Origin of the sequence: Marinobacter persicus (assembly GCF_900114155.1) — a bacterium.
Taxonomy (GTDB): domain Bacteria; phylum Pseudomonadota; class Gammaproteobacteria; order Pseudomonadales; family Oleiphilaceae; genus Marinobacter; species Marinobacter persicus.
In genome coordinates, this window is the sequence record NZ_FOSC01000005.1 from 127,027 (window position 1) to 149,881 (window position 22,855).

At 58.7% G+C, this 22,855-nt stretch carries 21 protein-coding genes, 1 tRNA gene and 1 other RNA gene; 18 read left to right on the forward strand and 5 right to left on the reverse strand.

What is annotated here, in order from left to right:
* Position 1: 1 nt before the first annotated feature.
* Positions 2-469: a peroxiredoxin gene (locus tag BMZ63_RS06930; RefSeq protein WP_091703520.1), complete on the reverse strand. Its 468-nt coding sequence runs from the start codon at positions 467-469 to the stop codon at positions 2-4.
* A gap of 74 nt (positions 470-543) precedes the next feature.
* Between BMZ63_RS06930 and dapA the strand changes: the two genes are divergently transcribed.
* The 5 genes from dapA (at position 544) to BMZ63_RS06955 (ending at position 5,084) form a co-directional block, all read left to right on the forward strand.
* Positions 544-1,422 carry a 4-hydroxy-tetrahydrodipicolinate synthase gene (gene dapA, locus BMZ63_RS06935; protein WP_091703523.1) on the forward strand — a complete coding sequence of 293 codons (879 nt, stop codon included), beginning with the start codon at positions 544-546 and terminating at the stop codon, positions 1,420-1,422.
* Between the two features lie 103 nt (positions 1,423-1,525).
* Positions 1,526-2,551 (forward strand): outer membrane protein assembly factor BamC, encoded by a 1,026-nt coding sequence (bamC, locus tag BMZ63_RS06940; RefSeq protein WP_227663539.1) that lies wholly within the window; start codon positions 1,526-1,528, stop codon positions 2,549-2,551.
* Between the two features lie 39 nt (positions 2,552-2,590).
* The gene (gene purC / locus BMZ63_RS06945; protein WP_091703528.1) at positions 2,591-3,304 is read left to right on the forward strand and encodes a phosphoribosylaminoimidazolesuccinocarboxamide synthase; all 714 of its coding nucleotides are present in this window, start codon (positions 2,591-2,593) and stop codon (positions 3,302-3,304) included.
* Positions 3,305-3,344: 40 nt separating this feature from the next.
* The gene (locus BMZ63_RS06950) at positions 3,345-4,064 is read left to right on the forward strand and encodes a TIGR04219 family outer membrane beta-barrel protein (RefSeq protein ID WP_091703531.1); all 720 of its coding nucleotides are present in this window, start codon (positions 3,345-3,347) and stop codon (positions 4,062-4,064) included.
* 12 nt (positions 4,065-4,076) lie between these two features.
* Positions 4,077-5,084 (forward strand): NAD-dependent epimerase, encoded by a 1,008-nt coding sequence (locus BMZ63_RS06955; protein WP_091703534.1) that lies wholly within the window; start codon positions 4,077-4,079, stop codon positions 5,082-5,084.
* Positions 5,085-5,113: 29 nt separating this feature from the next.
* Here the strand turns inward: BMZ63_RS06955 and BMZ63_RS06960 are convergent, their stop codons facing one another.
* The gene (locus BMZ63_RS06960; RefSeq protein ID WP_091703536.1) at positions 5,114-5,929 is read right to left on the reverse strand and encodes an RluA family pseudouridine synthase; all 816 of its coding nucleotides are present in this window, start codon (positions 5,927-5,929) and stop codon (positions 5,114-5,116) included.
* Positions 5,930-6,017: 88 nt separating this feature from the next.
* Between BMZ63_RS06960 and BMZ63_RS06965 the strand changes: the two genes are divergently transcribed.
* The 4 genes from BMZ63_RS06965 to BMZ63_RS06980 are packed head-to-tail and all read left to right on the forward strand — an operon-like array spanning position 6,018 to position 9,248.
* Positions 6,018-6,962, forward strand: coding sequence for an ROK family protein (locus tag BMZ63_RS06965; protein ID WP_091703539.1), 945 nt, complete (start codon positions 6,018-6,020; stop codon positions 6,960-6,962).
* Positions 6,953-7,135, forward strand: coding sequence for a DUF2897 family protein (locus BMZ63_RS06970; protein WP_091703542.1), 183 nt, complete (start codon positions 6,953-6,955; stop codon positions 7,133-7,135). The genes BMZ63_RS06965 and BMZ63_RS06970 overlap by 10 nt, the downstream gene beginning before the upstream one ends.
* An 11-nt stretch (positions 7,136-7,146) precedes the next feature.
* Positions 7,147-7,908 (forward strand): fructosamine kinase family protein, encoded by a 762-nt coding sequence (locus BMZ63_RS06975; RefSeq protein WP_091703802.1) that lies wholly within the window; start codon positions 7,147-7,149, stop codon positions 7,906-7,908.
* A gap of 32 nt (positions 7,909-7,940) precedes the next feature.
* Complete coding sequence (locus BMZ63_RS06980; RefSeq protein WP_091703545.1) at positions 7,941-9,248, forward strand: DUF2252 domain-containing protein; 1,308 nt, start codon at positions 7,941-7,943, stop codon at positions 9,246-9,248.
* Between the two features lie 71 nt (positions 9,249-9,319).
* Here the strand turns inward: BMZ63_RS06980 and BMZ63_RS06985 are convergent.
* Positions 9,320-9,396, reverse strand: a tRNA-Val gene (locus BMZ63_RS06985).
* A 151-nt stretch (positions 9,397-9,547) separates the two neighbouring features.
* Here BMZ63_RS06985 and BMZ63_RS06990 point away from each other — a divergent pair.
* Positions 9,548-9,964: a helix-turn-helix domain-containing protein gene (locus BMZ63_RS06990; RefSeq protein ID WP_091703548.1), complete on the forward strand. Its 417-nt coding sequence runs from the start codon at positions 9,548-9,550 to the stop codon at positions 9,962-9,964.
* Between the two features lie 11 nt (positions 9,965-9,975).
* On the opposite strand, the gene galU is transcribed toward BMZ63_RS06990, so the two are convergent.
* Complete coding sequence (gene galU / locus BMZ63_RS06995) at positions 9,976-10,812, reverse strand: UTP--glucose-1-phosphate uridylyltransferase GalU (RefSeq protein WP_091703551.1); 837 nt, start codon at positions 10,810-10,812, stop codon at positions 9,976-9,978.
* Positions 10,813-11,017: 205 nt separating this feature from the next.
* Here galU and BMZ63_RS07000 point away from each other — a divergent pair, with 205 nt between their 5' ends.
* From BMZ63_RS07000 to prpD, 6 genes are all read left to right on the forward strand, one after another.
* Positions 11,018-11,698, forward strand: coding sequence for a GntR family transcriptional regulator (locus BMZ63_RS07000; protein WP_091703554.1), 681 nt, complete (start codon positions 11,018-11,020; stop codon positions 11,696-11,698).
* A gap of 30 nt (positions 11,699-11,728) precedes the next feature.
* A complete protein-coding gene (gene prpB, locus BMZ63_RS07005) occupies positions 11,729-12,616 on the forward strand; it encodes a methylisocitrate lyase (protein WP_091703556.1) in 888 nt (295 codons plus the stop codon).
* 96 nt (positions 12,617-12,712) lie between these two features.
* Positions 12,713-13,846, forward strand: coding sequence for a bifunctional 2-methylcitrate synthase/citrate synthase (prpC, locus tag BMZ63_RS07010; RefSeq protein WP_091703559.1), 1,134 nt, complete (start codon positions 12,713-12,715; stop codon positions 13,844-13,846).
* 77 nt (positions 13,847-13,923) lie between these two features.
* Positions 13,924-16,548 (forward strand): Fe/S-dependent 2-methylisocitrate dehydratase AcnD, encoded by a 2,625-nt coding sequence (gene acnD / locus BMZ63_RS07015; RefSeq protein WP_091703562.1) that lies wholly within the window; start codon positions 13,924-13,926, stop codon positions 16,546-16,548.
* 232 nt (positions 16,549-16,780) lie between these two features.
* Complete coding sequence (prpF, locus tag BMZ63_RS07020; RefSeq protein WP_091703564.1) at positions 16,781-17,959, forward strand: 2-methylaconitate cis-trans isomerase PrpF; 1,179 nt, start codon at positions 16,781-16,783, stop codon at positions 17,957-17,959.
* A 120-nt stretch (positions 17,960-18,079) separates the two neighbouring features.
* Positions 18,080-19,564 (forward strand): 2-methylcitrate dehydratase, encoded by a 1,485-nt coding sequence (gene prpD / locus BMZ63_RS07025; protein WP_091703567.1) that lies wholly within the window; start codon positions 18,080-18,082, stop codon positions 19,562-19,564.
* Between the two features lie 15 nt (positions 19,565-19,579).
* Here the strand turns inward: prpD and prsK are convergent, their stop codons facing one another.
* Complete coding sequence (gene prsK, locus BMZ63_RS07030) at positions 19,580-21,739, reverse strand: XrtA/PEP-CTERM system histidine kinase PrsK (protein WP_091703569.1); 2,160 nt, start codon at positions 21,737-21,739, stop codon at positions 19,580-19,582.
* Between the two features lie 101 nt (positions 21,740-21,840).
* On the opposite strand from prsK, the gene BMZ63_RS07035 reads away from it, so the two are divergent.
* Positions 21,841-22,602 carry a 2OG-Fe(II) oxygenase gene (locus tag BMZ63_RS07035; RefSeq protein WP_227663538.1) on the forward strand — a complete coding sequence of 254 codons (762 nt, stop codon included), beginning with the start codon at positions 21,841-21,843 and terminating at the stop codon, positions 22,600-22,602.
* 80 nt (positions 22,603-22,682) lie between these two features.
* Positions 22,683-22,779, forward strand: an RNA gene (ffs, locus tag BMZ63_RS07040) — signal recognition particle sRNA small type.
* The last annotated feature ends 76 nt before the right edge of the window (positions 22,780-22,855 follow it).

The window sequence follows — 22,855 nt, forward strand, 5'->3', positions numbered from 1 at the left end:
CCTAAAGGGCTTTGGTGGCTTCCAGCACCTCATCAACATGGCCCGGCACTTTCACGCCGCGCCACTCCTGACGCAGCACACCGTCCTTGTCGATCAGGAACGTGCTGCGTTCAATGCCCATGTGTTCCTTGCCGTAGAGCTTTTTCAGCTTGATGACGTCGAACAGGTTGCACAGCTGCTCGCTCTTGTCGGAAATGAGGTGAAAGGGAAACTCGTGCTTGGCACGGAAGTTTTCATGGGCGCGCAGGCCATCGCGAGAGACGCCAAAAATTACCGTATCCTGCGCTTCAAAATCGGCCATCCGGTCACGGAAGTCCTGGCCTTCGGTGGTGCAGCCGGGCGTGTTGTCTTTCGGGTAGAAATAAATCACCACGTTTTTGCCGCGCAAATCGGACGGGCGAACGGTCTGCTCACCGGTCGCCTCGGCCTCGAATTCGGGAATCGGCTGGTTTAACTCAACAGAAGGCATGACATCTCCTTTAATTCTCTTGTGTCAGTTGAAACCCAACATTACCATATCGGTTTTATTCGGACGGAGCTTTTATGATTACGGGTAGCCTTGTCGCACTGGTCACGCCCATGCACCCCAATGGTGACATCCACTGGGAGCATCTGGACCGGCTGGTGGAATTTCATATTGAAAACGGCACCAATGGTATTGTCGCTGTTGGCACCACTGGTGAATCCGCAACCCTGGACCCGGATGAGCACATCCGTACCATCGGGCACATCATGAAACGCGTGAACGGCCGCATTCCGGTCATTGCCGGCACCGGTGGCAACAGTACCCGCGAAGCCATCGAGCTGACCAGCGAAGCCGAAAAGCTGGGGGCGGATGCCTGCCTGCTGGTGGTGCCTTATTACAACAAGCCCACCCAGGAAGGTCTGTACCAGCACTTCAAGGCCATCGCCGAAGCGGTGCCGGGCATGAACCAGATGCTGTACAACGTGCCCGGCCGCACCGCCTGTGACATGCTGAACGAAACCGTCCTGCGCCTGGCTGACATTCCCAACATTGTAGCCATCAAGGACGCCACCGGTAACATACCCCGCGGTGCCGAGCTGATCGAAGCCCTGGATGGCCGGCTGGCGGTGTACTCCGGTGATGACGCCACTGCGGCGGGTCTGATGCTGGCCGGCGGCAAAGGCAATGTGTCCGTGACCGCCAATGTGGCGCCCAAGGCCATGGCCGAGTTGTGTGCCGCCGCCATTGCCGGTGACGAAGCCGAAACCGAACGCCTGAATGAGTTGCTGATGCCCCTGAACCGCAAGTTGTTCCTGGAGGCTAACCCGATTCCGGTGAAATGGGCACTGCAGCGCATGGGCATGATTGGCGAAGGCATTCGGCTGCCCCTGACCCCGCTCAGTGAAAAATTCCACAGCGAAGTGGAAGAAGCCCTCAAGGCCTCAGGTGTACTCTGAGCCCCCGCAATCACCCGTAAACGGGAGTAACCCGATGCCGGTTCTTGCAAGAGCCCGAATTCAAGTCCTGAAAGCATCCCGGCCTCTGGCCGGGATATTGTTTGTGACCACCCTGGCCGGCTGCAGCCTGGTGGAAGACCGTTCAGAGCGCTATGTGAACGCCCCGGAAGGCAAACCGATCCAGTTACCGGAAGGTGCAGACAGTGACCGCCTGGCCGAAGCCATGCCGATTCGCAGTATAAACACCGACGATAGCCGCCGGCTGTATCCCTCATCGGTACCCAGGCCACCGGACATGACCTCCGATATTCTTGACGAGAACTACGTCATTGAAGAGCTGGATGGCCGGGTATGGTTGCTGGTCAACGAAGTGCCCGGTCGCCTTTGGCCGGCGGTCCAGGGCTGGATGAACGAATCCGGTTTGGGCGTGGCCCATGACAGCCCGCAACTGGGCCTTCAGCAAAGTGAGCTGGCCAACTTCAGCAAACGCAGCCGGCAATTGGTTGGGTTGTCTGACGATGCGACGGCAGACGAGCCCAGAATCATCGTGCAAACCCGTCTGGCCCCGGGCATTCGCCGCAAGACCACGGAAATCCGGGTTCGCCAGCTCGAGCTTGAGCAATCTCCGGATGGCCTGATGTCCTGGCAGGACCAGCAGGCCAGTGCCGAGGCCCGTAAACAGCAAAAAGCATTGCTGGCGGATCTGGGGGCTTACCTGCAAGGCCGCGAGGAGACCCAGTCTGTTTCCCGGGCGGCGTCTGGGATGGTGGCTGAGCCTCTTGTGCGTCTGCTATCAAACGACAATGACGTGGCCCAGGCCATCACCATTGAGCTGGATTACGGCCGCAGCTGGGCGGAAGTGAATCGCTCACTGGAGGAAATTGGTGCCAGCGTGCAGGACCTGAACCGCAGCGAAGGCTGGTTGGAGGTGGACTTCCGCAACCAGGATGAACGGACCCCGGGCTGGTTTGCCTGGTTCAGCAACAAAGCCGAGCCCATGCACACCCACACGGTTCGTATCGAGCAGGGCGATGATGTCCAGCGGGTGACTGTCGAACAGGTCGAAAACTACGAGGGTGAAATGACCCCTTCGGATCTGTTGACGCAATTATTCGATCATTTGTATTAAGTCGGCGCGGCGCGAGCCGTTTCCGGTCAGGAGAATTTCATGGAAAAGCGCGAAGAGCTTTATGCCGGCAAGGCCAAGTCGGTCTATTACACCGATGATCCCGAACGCTTTGTTCTGGTCTTCCGGGACGACACCTCGGCCTTTGATGGCGAGAAAAAAGAGCAGCTGAACCGTAAAGGCATGGTGAACAACAAGTTCAATGCGTTCATCATGGAAAAGCTGGAGCAGGCCGGTGTTCCCACCCATTTTGACAAACTGCTGTCTGACACCGAATCACTGGTGAAAAAGCTGGATATGATTCCGGTGGAGTGCGTGGTGCGCAACGTATCGGCCGGCAGTCTGTGCCGCCGGATCGGGGTTGAGGAAGGCCAGGACCTGAATCCGCCTACGTTTGAATTGTTCCTCAAGAACGACGAGCTGCACGATCCGATGATCAACGAATCCCTGGCGGTGACCTTCGGCTGGGCGAAGCAAGAAGAACTGGCGCGCATGAAAGAGTTGACCTACAAGGTCAATGAAGTGCTGCGCAAGCTGTTTGCCGATGCCGGCATGCTGCTGGTGGATTACAAGCTGGAATTCGGTCGTTGTGGCGGCGAGATTGTTCTGGGCGACGAGTTCAGCCCGGACGGCTGCCGTATCTGGGACAAGGAGACCCGCAAGAAAATGGACAAGGACCGCTTCCGCCAGGGCCTGGGCGATGTGATCGAGACCTACGAAGAAGTGGGTCGCCGCCTGGGTATCAAGTTTGACTGAAACCGGATGTAGGGAAGGGTATTGGTATGCGTAAACTGATATGGTTGCCGTAGCCGGTTCGCTGGCTCTGGCCGCACCTTTGGCCAACGCGGATGTCGTTGGTCTGGGTGCCAGTGTGAATTACTGGGATTCGGAATTGTCCGGCGATGCAGGCACCAATGGTGACGTTGTCGATCTGGAAAACACCCTGAACCTGGACAGTGATACCAACGCCAATGCCTCGGTTTATTTCGAGCATCCGGTGCCGGTGCTGCCGAACGTCAAGCTGAACTACACGTTGATTGAGCAGAGCGGGCGTGGAGAGTTGGGCCTTAGCGATTTCGATAATGTGCCGGCCGGTGTTCCCGTACAGTCTGAGCTGGATTTGGAGCAACTGGACCTCACGCTTTACTACGAGATTCTGGATAACTGGGTGAACCTTGGCCTGACCGCAAGGGATGTCGATGGTGAGCTGATTGTTCGTGAAAGTGCCGCGAACGGTGCGGTTTCACAAACCGACATTGATGGTGTCATCCCCATGGGCTATCTGGCCGCCCGCTTTGACCTGCCGTTCAGTGGCGTTTCAGTCGGTGGTGAAGGCAACTTCGTCAGCTACGACGGGGACTCCATCAACGACTACAGCCTCTACGGCCAGTACGAATTCGCCATGCTGCAGGTACGCGCCGGCTATCGCCAGCTGGCGATTGATTACGAAGACGACGATGATCGTCTGGATGTGGACATCGACGACCCCTTCATCAGTGCCGGCGTGGCTTTCTAAGGAGTTGGAATCTTGAAAATCCTGGTGACCGGAACCGCCGGTTTTATCGGCTCGCATCTGGCCCATCGTCTGCTGGACCGTGGCGACGACGTCATCGGCGTGGACAATGTTAACGACTACTACGACGTTAACCTCAAGGAGGCGCGCCTTGCCCGGTTGCTGGACAAGCCGGGCTTCACCGAAGTGCGCCAGGACGTGGCCGACCGTGAAGCCATGGCCGAACTGTTCCGCGAGCACCAGCCCGAGCGGGTAGTGCACCTGGCCGCCCAGGCCGGCGTTCGCTATTCCATCCAGAACCCCAACGCCTACGTGGATGCCAACCTGGTTGGCTTCATGAACATTCTGGAAGGCTGCCGCCACAACAACGTGAAGCACCTGGTGTACGCTTCCAGCAGCTCGGTGTATGGCGCCAACGAAACCATGCCGTTCTCCGTGCATGACAACGTGGACCATCCGCTGAGCCTGTACGCAGCGTCCAAGAAAGCCAACGAGCTGATGGCGCATACCTACAGCCATCTGTACAACCTGCCCACCACCGGCCTTCGGTTCTTCACCGTGTACGGTCCCTGGGGGCGCCCGGACATGGCGCTGTTTATCTTCACCAAAAAGATTCTGGCCGGCGAGCCCATTGATGTGTTCAACCACGGCCATCACAAGCGCGACTTTACCTACATCGATGACATTGTCGAAGGCGTGGTGCGCACTCTGGACAACGTCGCTGAGCCGAATCCGGACTGGAGTGGTGAAAACCCGGACCCTGGCACCGGCAAAGGGCCCTACCGGATTTACAACATCGGCAGCAACAATCCGGTGGAGTTGTCCCGCTTTATTGAAATCATCGAAGAGCGGACCGGTAAAAAGGCCCGAAAGAACCTCCTGCCCATGCAGCCGGGCGATGTACCGGCCACCTACGCCAACGTGGATGACCTGATCAACGACGTGGGCTACAAGCCGTCCACCGGTGTGGAAGAAGGTATCGCCAACTTTGTGGACTGGTACCGGGACTTCTACAACGTCTGAATGGGGTCGGGTACAGTACCCGACCCCGTTCATGCGGTGGGCTGTGTGCCAAAGGCCTGTGGCGCCCTTGTCAGCGGGCAGTGGAAGGCGAGGTACATCGCTTCAAGCTGTAACCCCGTCTTGTCTACCTTTCCATAAAGCCTGTCACCGATAATCGGATGACCAATACCTGCCAGGTGGCGCCGGATCTGGTGCTTACGGCCGGTTTCTATGCGGACCGACACGGTCGTGGTGTTGGTTTCGCTGTCCGTGGCCAGTGTCGTTACCCGGCTGATCGACGGCTTGCCGTCCAGTTCCGCATCCACTGTCTGATTGTTGGCGTTCAGTATTCCCGTCACCCTGGCGCGGTAAACCTTGGTTACCTCGCGCCCCGAGAACAGCGCCGACAATGCACCGGCGGCTTTGCTGTCGTGTGCCACCAGCATCAGCCCGGCGGCATCACCATCCAGGCGGTGCACCAGATAACAGGGCCGGTTGAGCTCTGTTTCCGCCAGTCGTAGCAGGCTGCAATGATCTCCCCACTGGGAGCCCTGTGACAGTAAACCGTGGGGCTTGTGCCACACGCTGTACCGTCCTTTATCTTCCACCAACTCCGGTGCTTGCGGTTTGCGGGCAAGTACATGATCATCGTAGAAAAGCTGGATGCGGGTCCCGGGTTTCAGCAGCCGCTTGGCTTTGCGCAGGCGAACCTGTTTGCCTTTCTGGCTCCACCAGCAGGCGCCCCTGGCCATGGCATCCTTGATCCGCTGTTTTGACAGGCCGGAGGCTTCAGCCAGCAGATCAACCGCCGGTTGTTCCGTTTGGGCAGTCAGATCCAGCGTTTTCTTTACGGGAACGGTTTCCATGGGGCAGGGCTCGTCGGGTTACTGGTGAAAGCGGTGATTATACCGGAAGCAGGCCCCCTCCCCAGCATTTCGAAAAGGTAGGAAAACCATGCACTCACCCTGGCTGATCGGCATTGATCTGGGCGGGACCAAAATCGAAGTCATCCTGCTGGACCAGGGCCGCCGGGAACATTTCCGGCATCGCGTGCCGACCCCGCAAGGCGATTATCCGGCGATCCTGGCAACGATTCAGCAATTGGTTCGGAGCGCTGAGCAACTGGCCGGTTATCCGGGTGTTCCCGTGGGGGTGGGCATACCCGGCAGCGTGTCCGGTGTGACAGGAAAGGTGAAGAACTCCAATTCCTTGTGCCTGAATGGCCAGAACCTGCCGGCGGATTTGTCATCGTCCCTGGGACGGAAGGTCACGGTCACCAATGACGCCGACTGCCTGGCGCTGTCGGAAGCCATGGATGGTGCCGGGCGGGGCGAGGGAGTGGTGTTCGCCGCCATTCTGGGTACCGGCTGTGGCTCTGGCATCAGTGTGGACGGTCGCCTCCTGAGCGGGCCCAATGGCGTGGCCGGTGAGTGGGGGCACAACCCATTACCCTGGACGCCCCAGCATGAACTGGATCAGAGGCCCTGTTTTTGTGGCCAGACGGGGTGCAACGAAACCTTCCTGTCCGGTACCGGTCTGGCACGGACTCATCAGCTATTATGGAATCAGGTGTTAACCGCACCGGAGATTGCCCGGGCAGCCCGAGCCGGTGACCGGCAGGCGGGAGATACCATGGAAACGTACCTGGAGCATCTGGCCCGGGGGCTGGCAGGCGTGATCAATTTGCTGGACCCGGATGTCATTGTGCTGGGCGGAGGGGTGAGCAACCTGCCGGAGCTCTACCATCGGTTACCGGAACGGCTGCCCTGCTATGTGTTTGGCGGCGAATGCAGCACCCCCATTCGTCAGGCCGTGCACGGTGATTCCAGCGGCGTACGCGGGGCTGCCTGGCTGGCAGCCGGTTCTGAAACTGGTAACGGAGGTTCTTCATGCCCCTGATTGGTTGGCTGTTTATTATTGGCGCCCTGGCAATGATTATCGGTAGCCTGTTGCTGTTGCGCGACAACGCCAACAGCAAAATTCCCCCGGATAAGCTTGAGAAAATCCGGGAGCGCAAGGCTGAGGCCGAGCAGGAGGATGAACGGGAAAAACGCGAACAAGACGACTGGTGAAAGGTTTTCCCATGTTTTGCAAAGCCAACACCTCGCCATTTCCGGACGCGCTGGAGCGAGAGGCGGAAGGGCTCCGGCTGTTACGTTCAGCACTGACAAAAATCGACTGTCCGCGCGTCGGTGTGCCGGAGGTGGTCTCCGTGAATCGCCAGGAACTGGTTCTACCGGAAATTGACGCGCGCGCGGCGACGCCTTCGCTGATGGCGGCCCTGGGGGAGGGGCTGGCGTATCTGCATCGGTTACCCGGGCAGCAATACGGTTTCGGGCGTGATAACTATATTGGCCTGTCGCCCCAGAAAAACCGCTGGAGTGACAACTGGGGTGAATTTTTCCGGCATGATCGCCTTGAGTACCAGATAAGCCGCATACAGAACGATCCGGTACGAAAGGAGTTCGAACAGGTACTGGCCCGCAGTGGTGACAGGTTGGAAGCGTTTCTGAACCAGGAATGTGATCGGCCCAGCCTGTTGCATGGCGACTTATGGGCGGGCAATGCGTTGTTCGATGATCAGAAAGCCTGGCTGATTGATCCTGCGGTGTATTATGGAGACCGGGAAGCGGACCTGGCGATGACCGAATTCTTCGGCGGCTTCAGTCCGTCGTTCTACCAGGCTTACGACAACATCTGGCCACGAACCCCTTTCTATCCCCGGAAGCGGGATATCTACAACCTGTACCACGCCCTGAACCATTACAACCTGTTTGGTGGTGGCTATCTTGGCCAATGCCGACAACTGCTGCTAAATTTGGAAGCCACGCTCACTTCGACGTAATCTCATACCTACCCAGGCAATCAGGAGCCGCCATGATCAAGGATCTGACCCTTCATAATCGCCGGCACCAGATCATTCGCGCGATCGAACACAACGACCGTGATCTGAGCACTGCCGACCGGCAACAGAAATACGACATCATGGCCGAGTCTCCCTATGACTTTTTCCGTGGGACGAGCCACCTGTTCTGGCGGGACATGTTCCATGACTGGCGTTTTTCGCTGTTTGGCGGCGTGCCGGGCAGCCAGACCTGGATACAGGGCGATGCGCACCTTTACAACTTCGGTGCCTTTGCCAATCGTGACGGAGACGTGATCTACGGGCTGGATGATTTTGACGATGCCGTGGTCAGCGACTACCAGTATGACCTTTGGCGGCTGGCTGTCAGCCTTGTACTGGACACCCGGGCCAACGGTCACTTTGAGGATTCTGACTGCCTGGATGCGCTGGAGGTCATGGCGGAAGCCTATTTGTCCGCCGCCACCAGCTATCAGGAAAACGACCTGGACAAGGAGGTGCATTTCACCCGGAAAACCGCTGAAAAGCCGCTTAAAAAATTCCTGAAAAAAGTGGATAAAAAGAAAGGCCGGGACCAAATGCTGGGCAAGTGGACCCGTGTCCAGAAAAACGGTAAGCGGGTCTTTGAGACAAGCCTGTCTGAATTACGTCGTCTGTCACCACAGGGACGCAAACGTTTTATCGAGGCTTTCGACACCTATCGTGCCGCCAGGGAGGAAGCGGGCAACGGGGTTTTCCAGCTCAAGGATGTGGCTCGCCGGTTAGGCGCCGGCACCGGTTCGTTTGGCACCTTACGCTATTACGCTTTGATCGAAGACGGGGAGAATAACGCGGAGGACGATATCATTCTGGACATCAAGGAGCAGGGCGGCCCGGCCCTGTTGCTGGCCATGTCGGAAGAAGAGCGGGAAGCCTACCGCAACGCCTACCCGAACGAGGGTGAGCGGCATGCCCAGGCGTTCCGAGCCCTGGCCGAACATCCGGACCAGTACCTCGGCTGGCTGGAGCTGGATGGCAAGGTATTTTCCGTGCGTGAACGTTCTCCGTTCAAGGACGACTTCGACACCACCCGGCTCACCAAGAAAGGTCATCTGAAGAAAATGGCCACAACCTGGGGGGAAGTGCTGGCTACCGAACACAAGCGCGCCAGCCGCTGCCTGAATCCTGAAAATGCCTTCCTGTTCGAGGAAACCCTCGCCCGTCTGACTTTCAAGCGTGAAGGTGAGTTTGCCCGCCTCATTCAGGCCATCGCCATACACTACAGTGAGTGTGTGGAGCGGGATTATCAGTGCTTTGTCGAGGCGTTCATGAACCCGGTTTGACGGTCGTTGCCAAACGAAAAAAGCCAGCTCTTTGCGGTTTCCCGTAAGTGGCTGGCTTCTCTCACAAATTCTGGTAGGACCAGGCAGATTCGAACTGCCGACCTCTGCCATGTCAAGGCAGCGCTCTAACCAACTGAGCTATGGTCCTGTGTTTCAACGGGGTGGAAATATACGGATTTCGGCTGGGGTGGTCAACTGTTGGCGTGGAAATTTTTACAGGCGGCTGATCAAGTGGCGCGCAGGGTGTAGGATAGCCTCATTCACTTTCCGTCGAGCGACTTCAACAGGGACTTTGCAGCATGCGCTATCTGCAGTTTTTCAATCGCCGTTTGCGCCGGGTTCGGGAAATCTCCCGCTTATCGGTAGCGGATGTGGCCGAGATGTGCGCAGTGGATGAAGCGCAGGTGCGTAGCTGGGAGGCGCTGGACGCCCGCCAGCGAACTTATCCCGGTGTGGGTGAGTTGCTGGACCTGTGCCTGAAGACGGATACACCCCTTGAATACCTGCTCGACGTGGATGCCGATGTGGAAACCGGGCAGCTGGAATTGCCCGGGCTGGCATTCAGTCGCAGTGATGATCTGTCGGTGGCGCTCAGCGAGCTGGAGCAGGAAATTGATCGGGTCAGGCTGACCGAGGAGGAAACGGAACTGTTACGCCGGTTCCGCCGCAGTGACAGCGATAACCGGCGCATGGTGTTGCAGTTGCTCAGGCGCTGAAAAGGCCTCTCTTATTTGCCTTTCTTGTAAACATTCTCATAGACGTAATTGGTGGCTTCCACAAAGCCGTCAATGCTACCGCAGTCAAACCGCTGTCCCTTGAACTGGTAAGCGAGCACGCAGCCGTTTTTCGCCTGTTCAAGCAGGGCGTCGGTGATCTGAACCTCACCATTTTTGCCCGGCGGCGTGTTTTCGATGATGTCGAAAATATCCGGTGTCAGGATGTAGCGGCCAATGATCGCCAGGTTGCTGGGCGCGTCTTCCGGGGCCGGTTTCTCCACCATGTCGGTGATCCGGTACAGGCCGTCTTTCATGGACTCGCCGGCAATCACGCCGTATTTGTGGGTTTCATTTTCAGGTACTTCTTCAATCGCGACAATGGAGCAGCGGAACTGGTTATACAGTTTCACCATTTGTGTCAGAACACCGTCTTCCCCCTCCGGCGCCACGCAGAAGTCGTCTGCCAGCACGACCGCGAACGGGCTGTCGCCCATCAGGTTACGGCCGGTGAGGATGGCATGGCCCAGGCCTTTCATTTCGTTCTGACGAGTGAAGGCGAAGGTGTTGTTGTCGATCAGTTCGCGGATGGAGGTCAGAAGGCCTTCCTTGCCGGTGCCATCAATCTGGTGCTCAAGCTCATAACTGATGTCAAAGTGATCTTCGATCGCACGCTTGCCCCGGCCGGTCACAAAACCGAATTCGTGAATGCCGGCTTCCGCCGCTTCCTCAACGCCGTATTGCACCAGGGGCTTGTTAACAATAGGCAGGATTTCCTTGGGCATGGCCTTGGTAGCGGGCAGAAAACGGGTGCCGTAGCCGGCAACAGGGAACAGACACTTCCTGATCATGTAAGAGTCCTTGGTTTTTGATTCGTCGTTACTGAATTTACGCAGTTTACCGGAGATGCCTGTCCAGTGGGAGGGGCAGGGGCTTTTGTTGGTTATCGCACCTCTATTGTTAGCAAATGGTCCAATCGGGATTTGCATATTGTTGACAATCGGATGATGGGCGAGTAATTTTCGATCTATTACAGGACGAATTGTTGACAACTTTATGAACCAACCCTTCACTCCATCTTCCACCCGCGCAGACGAAGCCTTTGATTGTCTGCAAACGGCGATTGTCACCGGCGAGCTGGCTCCCGGCGAGAAAATCGGCGAACTGGAGCTGTGCACCCGCTTTAACCTGACCCGTGGCCCGCTGCGCGAGGCACTGGGGCGTCTGGAGTCCCGTGGGCTTCTGGTGCGCCGGCCCCATGCCGGTGTGAAAGTGGTGTCGGTCAGCGCCGAGGAGCTGATGGAGCTGTACCGTATTCGCGAAGTGATGGAGGGGCTGGCTGCCCGCCAGGCCGCCGAGCGGATGACCGATCAGGAAATCCGGGATCTTCAGATTACCCTCGATAGCCACGAGAAAATGATTGAAGAGGTAAAAGGCCAGGCCTATTACCAGGCCGAGGGTGACTACGACTTTCATCACCGCATTGCCACCGGCAGCCGCAACACCAAACTGGCCCAGATGCTGTTGGGCGATCTGTATTACATGGTGCGCATGTACCGCTACCGCCTGAGCACCTCGGCGGGCCGGCCACACATGGCACTGGGCGAACACCGTCATATTGTCGAGGCCCTGGCCCGGCGCGACGGTGAACTCGCGGAATTTCTGATGAAGCGGCACATCAACGCCGCCCGCCAGAACATCGAGAAAAAATTCAAAGAAGGCGTTTTAACCATTTAGGTTAACCATTTACTTGGGAGGTAATAAACCATGGCGAACAAACTGTCTCCGGGCGCGCGTTTCCGCAAAGCCCTGCAGGAAAACCAGCCGCTGCAGATTGTCGGCACCATTAATGCCTACTCTGCCATGATGGCCGAGCGTGTCGGGCACCAGGCCATTTACCTGTCCGGTGGTGGTGTGGCTAACGCCTCCTACGGCCTGCCGGACCTGGGCATGACCACCATGAACGACGTGGTCGAAGACGTGCGTCGTATCTGCGCGGCGACCGATCTGCCGCTGCTGGTGGATATCGATACCGGCTGGGGCGGCGCCTTCAACATCGCCCGCACCATCCGTGAAATGGAGCGTGCCGGTGCCGCTGCCGTTCATATTGAAGACCAGGTTGCCCAGAAGCGCTGTGGTCACCGCCCGAACAAGGAAATCGTTTCCAAGGAAGAAATGGTTGATCGCGTGAAGGCGGCCGCCGACGCCCGTGAAGACAAAGACTTCTTCATCATGGCCCGCACCGATGCGTTCCAGAAAGAAGGCCTGGAAGCCGCCATTGATCGCGCCAAGGCCTGTATCGAAGCCGGTGCCGACGGCATCTTTGCCGAAGCCGTGCACGAACTGTCTGACTACAAGGCGTTCGCCGAAGCCATCGATGCCCCCCTGCTGGCCAACATCACCGAATTCGGTGCCACTCCGCTGTACAACAAGAAGGAACTGGCCGAAGCCGGTGCCTCCATGGTTCTGTACCCGCTGAGCGCGTTCCGCGCCATGAACAAGGCGGCTTTGACCGTGTACCAGAGCATTCTGGACAAGGGTGACCAGAAAGACGTGGTTGACATGATGCAGACCCGTGCAGAATTGTACGATTTCCTGAATTACCACGATTTCGAGCAGAAACTGGACGAACTGTTCGCCCAGAAAAAAGACTGAACCGATGAAAGGGGGAGGCTCCGCAGAGGGCACCCCTGGTAACCAAACCCAAGCCAACTTTAACAACACCAAAAACTGCATTAATGGGAGATGATCATGGCTGAAGCAAAAAAACTCGGTGGTGCTGGTCTGCGTGGCCAGGTAGCTGGTGAAACGGCCCTGTGTACCGTGGGTAAAACCGGTGCCGGCCTGACCTACCGTGGATATGACATCAACGTACTGGCTGACAATGCCCAGTTCGAAGAAGTGGCTTACCTGCTGCTGCGCGGCAAACTGCCGAACCGTCAGGAACTGGACGAGTACAAGGCAAAGCTGAAGGCGAACCGCGAGCTGCCGGAAGCCCTGCGTACCGTTCTGGAGCAGATTCCCAAAAACGCCCATCCGATGGACGTGATGCGTACCGGTTGCTCCATGCTGGGTAACCTGGAAACCGAGGAAGATTTCAGCCAGCAGGACGACAAGATCGACCGTATGCTGGCGGTATTCCCGGCCATCATTACCTACTGGTACCGCTTCGCCAACGAAGGCGTGCGTATCGATACCGCCAACACTGAGTGTGATTCCATCGGCGGCGTGTTCCTCGAGCTGCTGCACGGCAAGAAGCCGAACGAGCTGCACGAGCAGGTGATGAACGTATCCCTGATCCTGTACGCGGAGCACGAGTTCAACGCCTCTACCTTCACCGCTCGCGTGTGTGCTTCCACCCTGTCTGACATCCACAGCTGCGTGACCGGCGCCATTGGCTCCCTGCGTGGCCCGCTGCACGGCGGCGCCAACGAAATGGCCATGGAGCTGATCCAGAAGTTCAACAGCCCGGAAGAGGCCGAAGAAGGCCTGATGGGCATGCTGGAGCGCAAGGAAAAGATCATGGGCTTCGGCCACGCGATCTACAGCGAATCCGATCCGCGCAACGCCATCATCAAGAAGTGGGCCGAGAAGCTGTCCCAGGAAGTGGGCGACACCGTGCTGTACCCGGTTTCCGTTCGCTGCGAGGAAGTCATGTGGCGCGAGAAGAAGCTGTTCTGTAACGCCGACTTCTTCCACGCTTCTGCCTATCACTTCATGGGCATCCCGACCCAGCTGTTTACACCCATCTTCGTGATGTCCCGTGTATCCGGCTGGACTGCCCACGTGAAAGAGCAGCGCGCCAACAACCGCATCATCCGCCCGAGCGCCGACTACACCGGCCCGGACCACGCGGAATGGCAGCCGATTGACGAGCGTTCTTAAGACGTTCTTTTAGCCACGGAATCCGCATCCCCTGTGGATTCCGTGGCAAATTAAGCCTTCCAAGAGATTTCTAAACCATGAATACTCAGTACAGAAAATCCCTCCCGGGCACCAGCCTGGAATACTACGATACCCGCCAGGCGGTGGAAGAAATCCAGCCGGGTTCTTACGACAAACTGCCATACACCTCCAAAATCCTGGCGGAACAGCTGGTTCGCCGTTGCGATGCGGAGTCTCTGACTGATTCACTCAAGCAGCTTATTGAGCGCAAGCGCGAGAAGGATTTCCCCTGGTATCCCGCGCGCGTTGTGTGTCACGACATCCTGGGCCAGACCGCACTGGTTGACCTGGCCGGCCTGCGTGACGCCATTGCCGAAAAAGGCGGCGATCCCGCCAAGGTAAACCCCGTTGTTCCCACCCAGCTGATCGTGGACCACTCCCTGGCCGTGGAACACGCCGGTTTTGAAGAAGACGCGTTTGACCAGAACCGCGCCATTGAAGACCGCCGTAACGAAGACCGTTTTCACTTTATCGACTGGACCCGCACCGCGTTCAAGAACGTGGACGTGATTCCGGCCGGTAACGGCATCATGCACCAGATCAACCTGGAAAAGATGTCTCCCGTTATCCAGCACCGTCCGGACGAAGATGGCCATCAGATTGCCTTCCCGGACACCTGTGTGGGCACCGACAGCCACACCCCGCACATTGATGCCCTGGGCGTTATCGCCGTGGGTGTGGGCGGCCTGGAAGCCGAAACCGTTATGCTCGGCCAGCCCTCCATGATGCGCCTGCCGGACATCGTGGGTGTGAAACTGACCGGCGAACGCCAGCCGGGCATCACCGCCACCGACATCGTCCTGGCCATTACCGAATTCCTGCGCAAAGAGCGCGTGGTTGGCGCCTACCTCGAATTCTTCGGTGAAGGTGCTTCCAGCCTGACCATCGGCGACCGTGCCACCATCTCCAACATGACACCGGAGTACGGTGCCACCGCCGCGATGTTCTACATCGACGAGCAGACCACCGACTACCTGAAGCTGACCGGTCGTGAGCCGGAGCAGGTGGACCTGGTCGAGAAGTACGCCAAGGAAACCGGCCTGTGGGCCGACCAGATGACCGGCGCCGAGTACGAGCGCGTGCTGGAATTTGATCTCTCCACCGTGGTGCGCAACGTGGCTGGTCCGTCCAACCCGCACCGCCGTGTGGCCACCTCTGATCTGCACGACCAGGGCATTGCCGTGAATCTGGACAAGGCGCTGGAAGAAGAGAAGAAGGGTCTGATGCCGGACGGCGCGGTGATCATCGCCGCCATCACTTCCTGCACCAACACCTCCAACCCGCGTAACGTGGTGGCCGCCGGCCTGCTGGCCAAGAAAGCCAACGAGCTGGGCCTGATCCGCAAGCCCTGGGTGAAATCCTCTTTCGCGCCGGGTTCCAAGGTGGCGCGCCTATACCTGGAAGAAGCCGGCCTGCTGCCGGAGCTGGAAAAGCTCGGCTTTGGCATCGTGGCTTATGCCTGCACCACCTGTAACGGTATGTCCGGCGCGCTGGACCCGAAAATCCAGCAGGAAATCATCGACCGCGACCTGTACTCCACAGCCGTGCTTTCCGGTAACCGTAACTTCGACGGCCGGATTCACCCCTACGCCAAGCAGGCGTTCCTGGCCTCGCCGCCGCTGGTCGTGGCCTACGCCATTGCCGGCACCATCCGCTTCGATATCGAGCAGGATGCCCTGGCGTATGACAAGGATGGCAATCCGGTGACCCTCAAGGACATCTGGCCGTCCGACGAGGAAATCGACCGCATCGTGGGTGAGTTCGTGAAGCCGGAGCAGTTCAAGTCCGTCTACATCCCGATGTTCAACCTGGACGAAGCTGAGCAGGCCGAAAGCCCGCTGTACGACTGGCGCCCGATGTCCACCTACATCCGTCGCCCGCCGTACTGGGAAGGTGCACTGGCGGCCGAGCGCACCATGACCGGCATGCGTCCGCTGGCGGTGCTGGGTGACAACATCACCACCGACCACCTGTCGCCGTCCAACGCCATCATGATGGACTCGGCAGCCGGTGAGTACCTGCACAAGATGGGCCTGCCGGAGGAGGACTTTAACTCCTACGCAACCCACCGGGGCGATCACCTGACTGCCCAGCGCGCGACTCTGGCCAACCCGAAACTGCTGAACGAAATGGTTCGGGACGAAAACGGCGAGATCATCCAGGGCTCCCTGGCGCGCCTGGAGCCGGAAGGCGACGTGAAGCGCATGTGGGACGTGATCGAAACCTACATGGACCGCAAACAGCCGCTGATCATCGTTGCCGGTGCCGACTACGGCCAGGGCTCATCCCGTGACTGGGCCGCCAAGGGCGTTCGCCTGGCGGGTGTGGAAGTGATCGTGGCCGAAGGCTTCGAGCGTATCCACCGCACCAACCTGGTGGGCATGGGCGTACTGCCGCTGCAGTTCAGGGAAGGCGAAACCCGCCACACCTACAACATCGACGGCACCGAGACTTTCGATGTGAAGGGTGAGATCGCGCCGGGCGCCGAACTGACCCTGGTGATTCATCGCAAGAACGGCGAGAGCGTGGAAGTACCGGTGATTTGTCGCCTGGACACCGAAGCGGAGCTGAATATCTACTCCGCCGGTGGTGTACTGCAGCGCTTCGCCCAGGACTTCCTGGAAGCCGAAGGCGCGGCTTAAGGGCTTAATTGGCCACGGAATCCACGGAAGAATACGGAAAAAAGAAAAGACAAAAAGATTGAGGATTGGCCACGAAACCCACTAAATCCACGAAAAAAAGCATTAAAGCTGTTTTTCATTTCGTGTTCTTTCGTGGGTTTCGTGGCTAAAAATGTCTTTGTTTTTGTCTTTTCCTTCCGTGGTTTCCGTGGATTCCGTGGCAAAAAAAATGCTTTAAAACAGAGGCATTCCCATGAGTTTCCCGAAGCAAATCAAAGTACCCGCCACCTACATGCGTGGCGGTACCAGTAAGGGCGTGTTTTTCCGCCTGCAGGATCTCCCGGAGCCGTGCCAGGTGCCGGGCGAGGCCCGCGACAAGCTGCTGCTGCGGGTGATCGGCAGCCCCGATCCCTACCAGAAGCAGATCGACGGCCTGGGTAACGCCACCTCCAGCACCAGTAAATCGGTGATCCTGGCCGAGCCAACCCAGCCGGATCACGACGTGGATTACCTGTTCGGCCAGGTGTCCATCGATAAGCCGTTTGTGGACTGGAGCGGTAACTGTGGCAACCTGACTGCCGCCGTTGGCGCCTTTGCCATTCATGGCGGCTTTGTGCCGAAAGAGCGGATTCCGGAAAACGGCGTCTGCACCGTGCGCATCTGGCAGGCCAACATCAAGAAAACCATCGTGGCACACGTGCCCATTACCGATGGTGAAGTCCAGGAAACCGGCGATTTCGAGCTGGACGGGGTGACCTTCCCGGCGGCCGAGATCGAAGTGGAATTCATGGACCCGGCCGATGGCGACGGCGCCATGTTCCCCACCGGCAACGTGGTGGACGACCTGGAAGTCCCGGGCGTTGGCACCCTGAAAGCTTCCATAATCAATGCCGGCATTCCCACCATCTTCCTTAACGCCGAGGACATTGGCTACAAGGGCACCGAATTGCAGGAAGACATCAACAGCGATCCGAAAGCGCTGGAAATGTTCGAAACCATCCGTGCCCACGGTGCCGTGAAAATGGGCCTGATCAAGGACATCAGTGAGGCCGCCAATCGCCAGCACACCCCGAAAGTGGCGTTTGTCGCCAAGCCGGTGGAGTATGTGGCGTCCAGCGGTAAAACCATTACGCCGGACGACGTGGACGTACTGGTGCGGGCGCTGTCCATGGGCAAACTGCACCATGCCATGATGGGCACCGCCGCAGTGGCCATTGCCACTGCCTCTGCGGTACCCGGAACGCTGGTGAACCTGGCCGCCGGTGGTGGCGAGCGCAAGCATGTGACCTTTGGCCACCCCTCCGGCACACTGCGTGTGGGTGCCGAAGCCTCGCAGGTGAACGGCGAATGGACGGCCACCAAGGCGATCATGAGCCGCAGTGCACGGATCATTATGGAAGGTAACGTTCGGGTGCCCGGCGATACCTTCTGAGTAATTGAATCGGTTGGCTGTGACCGATTGTGCCCCTGAGCCACAAACCGACTATCTTTTGATAGAAGGGGAGTCGCCAGGGGCTTTTTTGTTTCCAATGCGTCCGAAAGGAGGCCAGCTATGTCAGCAACCTTTGATGTCAACGAACGCCCGGATTACGACGACGTACTGCAGCAGATTGCAGACTACGTGCTGAATTACCGGATCGACAGCGATGAGGCCTGGAACACTGCCCGCAACTGCCTGATCGACACCCTGGGCTGCGGCCTGCTGGCGTTGCGTTTTCCCGAATGTACCAAGCATCTGGGGCCACTGGTGGAAGGCACCACGGTGCCCAATGGTGCGCGCGTGCCGGGTACGCCCTTCCGGCTGGATCCGGTGAAAGCCGCCTGGGACATTGGCTGTATCGTGCGCTGGCTGGACTACAACGACACCTGGCTGGCGGCCGAGTGGGGCCACCCTTCCGACAACCTGGGCGCGATCCTGGCGGTGGCCGACCACCTGTCCCAGAAGCGCATCGCCGAGGGCAAATCGCCGCTGGTGATGAAAGACGTGCTGGAAGCCATGATCATGGCCCACGAAATTCAGGGCGTGCTGGCGCTGGAGAACTCCTTCAACCGGGTGGGTCTGGACCACGTGGTGCTGGTGAAAGTCGCCTCCACCGCCGTGGCCGCCAAGCTGATGGGCGCCAACCGGGAGCAGATGCTGTCGGCGCTCTCCCATGCCTGGGTGGATGGCCAGGCCCTGCGTACCTATCGCCATGCCCCCAACGCCGGTTCCCGGAAATCCTGGGCTGCCGGTGATGCCAGCAGCCGGGGGGTAAGACTGGCGGATATGGCCATGCGCGGGGAAATGGGCATTCCCGGCGTGTTGACCGCGCCCCAGTGGGGCTTCTATGACGTGCTGTTCAGCAAGACCAACAAGGACCAGAAACTCAAGCCGGAAGACCAGCGTCGGTTCTCGCTGCCGCAGCCGTTTGGCAGCTACGTGATGGAAAACGTGCTGTTCAAGATTTCCTTCCCGGCCGAGTTCCACGCCCAGACTGCCGCCGAGGCTGCGGTAACGTTGCACCCGGAGGTGAAGGACCGGTTGGCGGATATCGACAAAATCGTGATCACCACCCACGAATCCGCCATTCGTATCATCTCCAAGGTGGGCAAACTGGCCAACCCGGCGGACCGGGACCACTGCCTGCAATACATGACTGCCGTACCGCTGATCTTCGGTAGCCTGACCGCCGAGCATTACGAAGACGGCTTTCACAACGCCCATCCGGAAATCGACGAGCTGCGCGACAAGATGGAAGTGGTGGAAGACGAGCGTTACACCCGGGAATATCTGGAAGAAGACAAGCGCTCGATCGCCAACGCCATTCAGGTGTTTTTCAAGGACGGTTCCAGTACCGACAAGGTGGCCGTGGAATACCCGATTGGCCACCGGCGCCGTCGGGAAGAGGGGATTCCGCTGCTGGAAGACAAGTTCCGGGCCAATCTGGCAACCCGGTTCCCGGCGCATCGCTGTGACACCATTTTCGAGTTGTGTCGTGACCAGAAGGCCCTGGAAGACACTCCGGTCTCCGAGTTTTCAGCGCTGTTCGTGATCTGACCGGTCGCGATTGGATCACAAAGTCTCCGAATCCCGTACCGACAGGCGGGATTCGATTCGTTCCAGCGCACTGGCAATACGCTCCAGGCTGCCGGCTACCGAGCGCCATTGCCGCTCGGAAACCGTCGTGGCCTGTTCCGGTTCCAGTGTTGGAATCCTGTCCTGCGGTGTCGCACGGCTACCGGGGGCGGGCCGTTTCTTCCGATCCAGTTCCGGCTCTTCTCCGAGCAGCTCCATGCGGATCGACTCAAGATCGTAGGGATCGATAAACGGCCGGTCACGGATGAAGTCGTCGCTCATGCCGCACCCGCTGTCCTGGATAAACAGCACCGCCTGTTCCGGGGATACTTTCAGGCTCAGGGTAACCTCGCCATCGGCCGGGGTTGCATCCTGGGCGTTCCGGATCAGGTGCTCCAGGGCGGCTCGCAGCTTTTCCGCGTTGGCGCACAGCAGCAGGCGTTCGGGGTATTCCACCAGTCGGGGCGCCGGTTGGTGTTTGCCGGACCGTTCCAGCAGCTCATGCAACACGGTTACCAGATCGGTCTGCGTGCGTGGTGCCGGTTCTTTTCCATTCGGGTTTTGCAGGTGTTCCAGCAGGTTGGACATCTTGCGCACCGCGTGATCGGTGGTGGTGATCATGTCATTGATGAACTCCGGGTTGTCCCGGTGCCGGGGCGCGTTCTTTACCAGCAACGACAGCTGGGCGATCAGTGTTTTCAAATCGTGGACCATGAACGCCGACACCTTGTTGACCGCCTCGAACTGTCTTGCCTGCAACAAACGGTTCTGCGCATCCTCCTGGGCCAGGAGGTTGCATGCCTGGCGGGCCACTACCTTGATCAGGTCAAAATTCTCCCAGTTGAGATCAACCCGGGTATCCGGGGCGCTGATCAGTGCAATCCCGTAAAGGTCATTACCCAGGTAAAGGGGAATCAACAGCCATGGGCGCTCGAATGCTTCAATGGTTTCGGGCAGCTCCAGAAAATCGTACCGGGCGGGGTCTGCCCGGTATTCCCCCAGGTCGATAATCCATTCATGTTGCTGGAAATAGGTGGCCAGGGGACCGTGGGCGTCGAGGTTGCCATACTTTCGGGCTTCCAGGTTCAGGGTCGCTTTCAGCGCATAATGGTTTGTGTCATCTTTCAGCCAGAGCGCGCCCCGGCTGCTTTCCACCAGCCCGGCCAGGATGCTGATCGCCCGCTCAGCCAGGGGCGGGCCCTGTTCCAGGTTGGCCAACTCCCGGGTCATCTTCAGCCACTCTTCCCGGTAGTCGTATTTGTAATCAAAAAAGTTCTGGCCGATGAACACCATCATGCGGGCCCGTACCCGGCGCGAGACCAGAACCGTGATCAGGAACACCAGGGCAATGCTGATGAAGACCACCTGCAGTGCCTCGCCCCAGTCACCGCCCAGAACCCGCACGTAGTAGCCGCCGATGGCCAGAAACAACAGATAACCGCCACCGAGAACCAGCGTGCCCGCGTGGAACGCCGCTGTGCGGGATAGCCGGAAATCCACCGGCTGGCGACGGGTATTGATGATGTTCACGGCAAACAGGGGGACCAGTGCGGCATTCACCAGACCCCTGGCCTGCCAGAAAGGGTCGGCAATGCGCCCGAATAACAGCGCATCGGCATACATCAGAAAATCGTAGGCAAAGATAGACGCCACGCCGATGCACAGGTATTTCAGCGCGGAGCGGCCAAAACTTGGGGAATTGCGCCAGATCTGTTCCACCAGGGACAGGGCCAGCAGGGAGAGGGCAATCTGGCCGATCAAACGTCCTTTACCATTCACCAGGCCGTGGGTGATCAGCCACTCGAGAACCGCCAGTATGGCCAGGGCTGAAGCCAGTGTGACCAGCCCAATAAGGGCGATGCGACGGACACGGTTGCCGGTTGGCATCTGGTTGGCGGCCGTGCGAAGTATGGCCACCAGCAGCAGAATCCAGGCGCCATCGCGCAGTACTTCCAGCAGATAGCGAAGCGTGAAGTTTGCCTGGCCGGTCAGCGGCTGCAGGGCCAGCACCAGAGCCCAAAGGCAACTGATCACGGCTGCGATCAGTAATACACGGTCAATATTCCGCCGTAGATAGCGGGCCGCCACCATGGCCGAAAGCATGGCGTAAAGAGCGGCGGCCAGACCGTAACTGATGATGCCTGGGTCCTTGAGCATCGGGCTGTCCTTACGTGTATTTGCTTAGCGGCAGTGTGAAGAAAAACCGCCGGACGGGCGCATTTGAATTTACAATAGCCCAAAATTCCGGAGACCCGCCAATGCAATCCAACAATGCCAAAGCCGTTATCGTTCCCCTGCCTGATCCCCTGCTGGCATCGGCCAGCGAGCAACTGGACAGGGCCGCTGGTACCGGGGCGGGCGTTTCCGGGCCTTCGGGTGCCGCAACCATGCCCCTGGCCGAAGAATGGCTCGATTCCCTGGCCGAAGGTCTTGGCGAGAAAGGCTGGCTGGAGTTGGATCTGAACGACTACCTGCCCGCCGGACTGCTGCCGGCACTGGCGAACGAAGTGGCGATCCTGCACCAGACCGAGGCCATGGCCCGTGCCGGTATCGGGCGTGGGACTGATCTGGTGAAAGACCGCAGCGTGCGCCGCGACAGGATTGCCTGGCTGGAAGGTTTCACCGAGGCCCAGGCCATGCTGTTCACCTTTCTGGATGCGCTGCGTGACGGGTTGAATCGCCGCCTGTTCCTGAACCTCAAAAGGTTCGAAGCGCATTACGCCACCTATCAGCCTGGTGATTTCTACAAAAGGCATCTGGACAGTTTCCGGGGCAGGGCGTCGCGGGTGGTCAGCCTGGTGTTGTACCTGAACGAGAACTGGGGGCTGGAAGATGGCGGTGAGCTCCGGGTTTTCGACAGCCAGGATCACCAGCAGGCCGTGGGAATGGTGCGACCAACCGCTGGCCGCGCCGTGCTGTTTCTCAGTGAGGAAGTACCGCACGAGGTGCTGCCGGCCAACCGGACCCGCTTCAGCATTGCCTGCTGGTTCCGGCAGGACGAAGTGCCACTGCCACTGTAAAGCGTTGTAGAGTCTGAAACCTTCTGTTACTATGCGCGCCGCTTTCAGGGAAAAATCCTGAAACGCCGTTATGGTGGCCCCATTGGTGCCTCCGCAACATGAAACCGTGAACCCGGTCAGGCCCGGAAGGGAGCAGCCGCAGCGGTGGATTTGTGTGCCGGAGGATTGCTGGTGGGGTCACCCCCAGACTTCCCCCTTCCGATCCCTTGTCTTCATTCGTCTTACTAACTTCTGTCTGTGTCCGGTCCGTGCT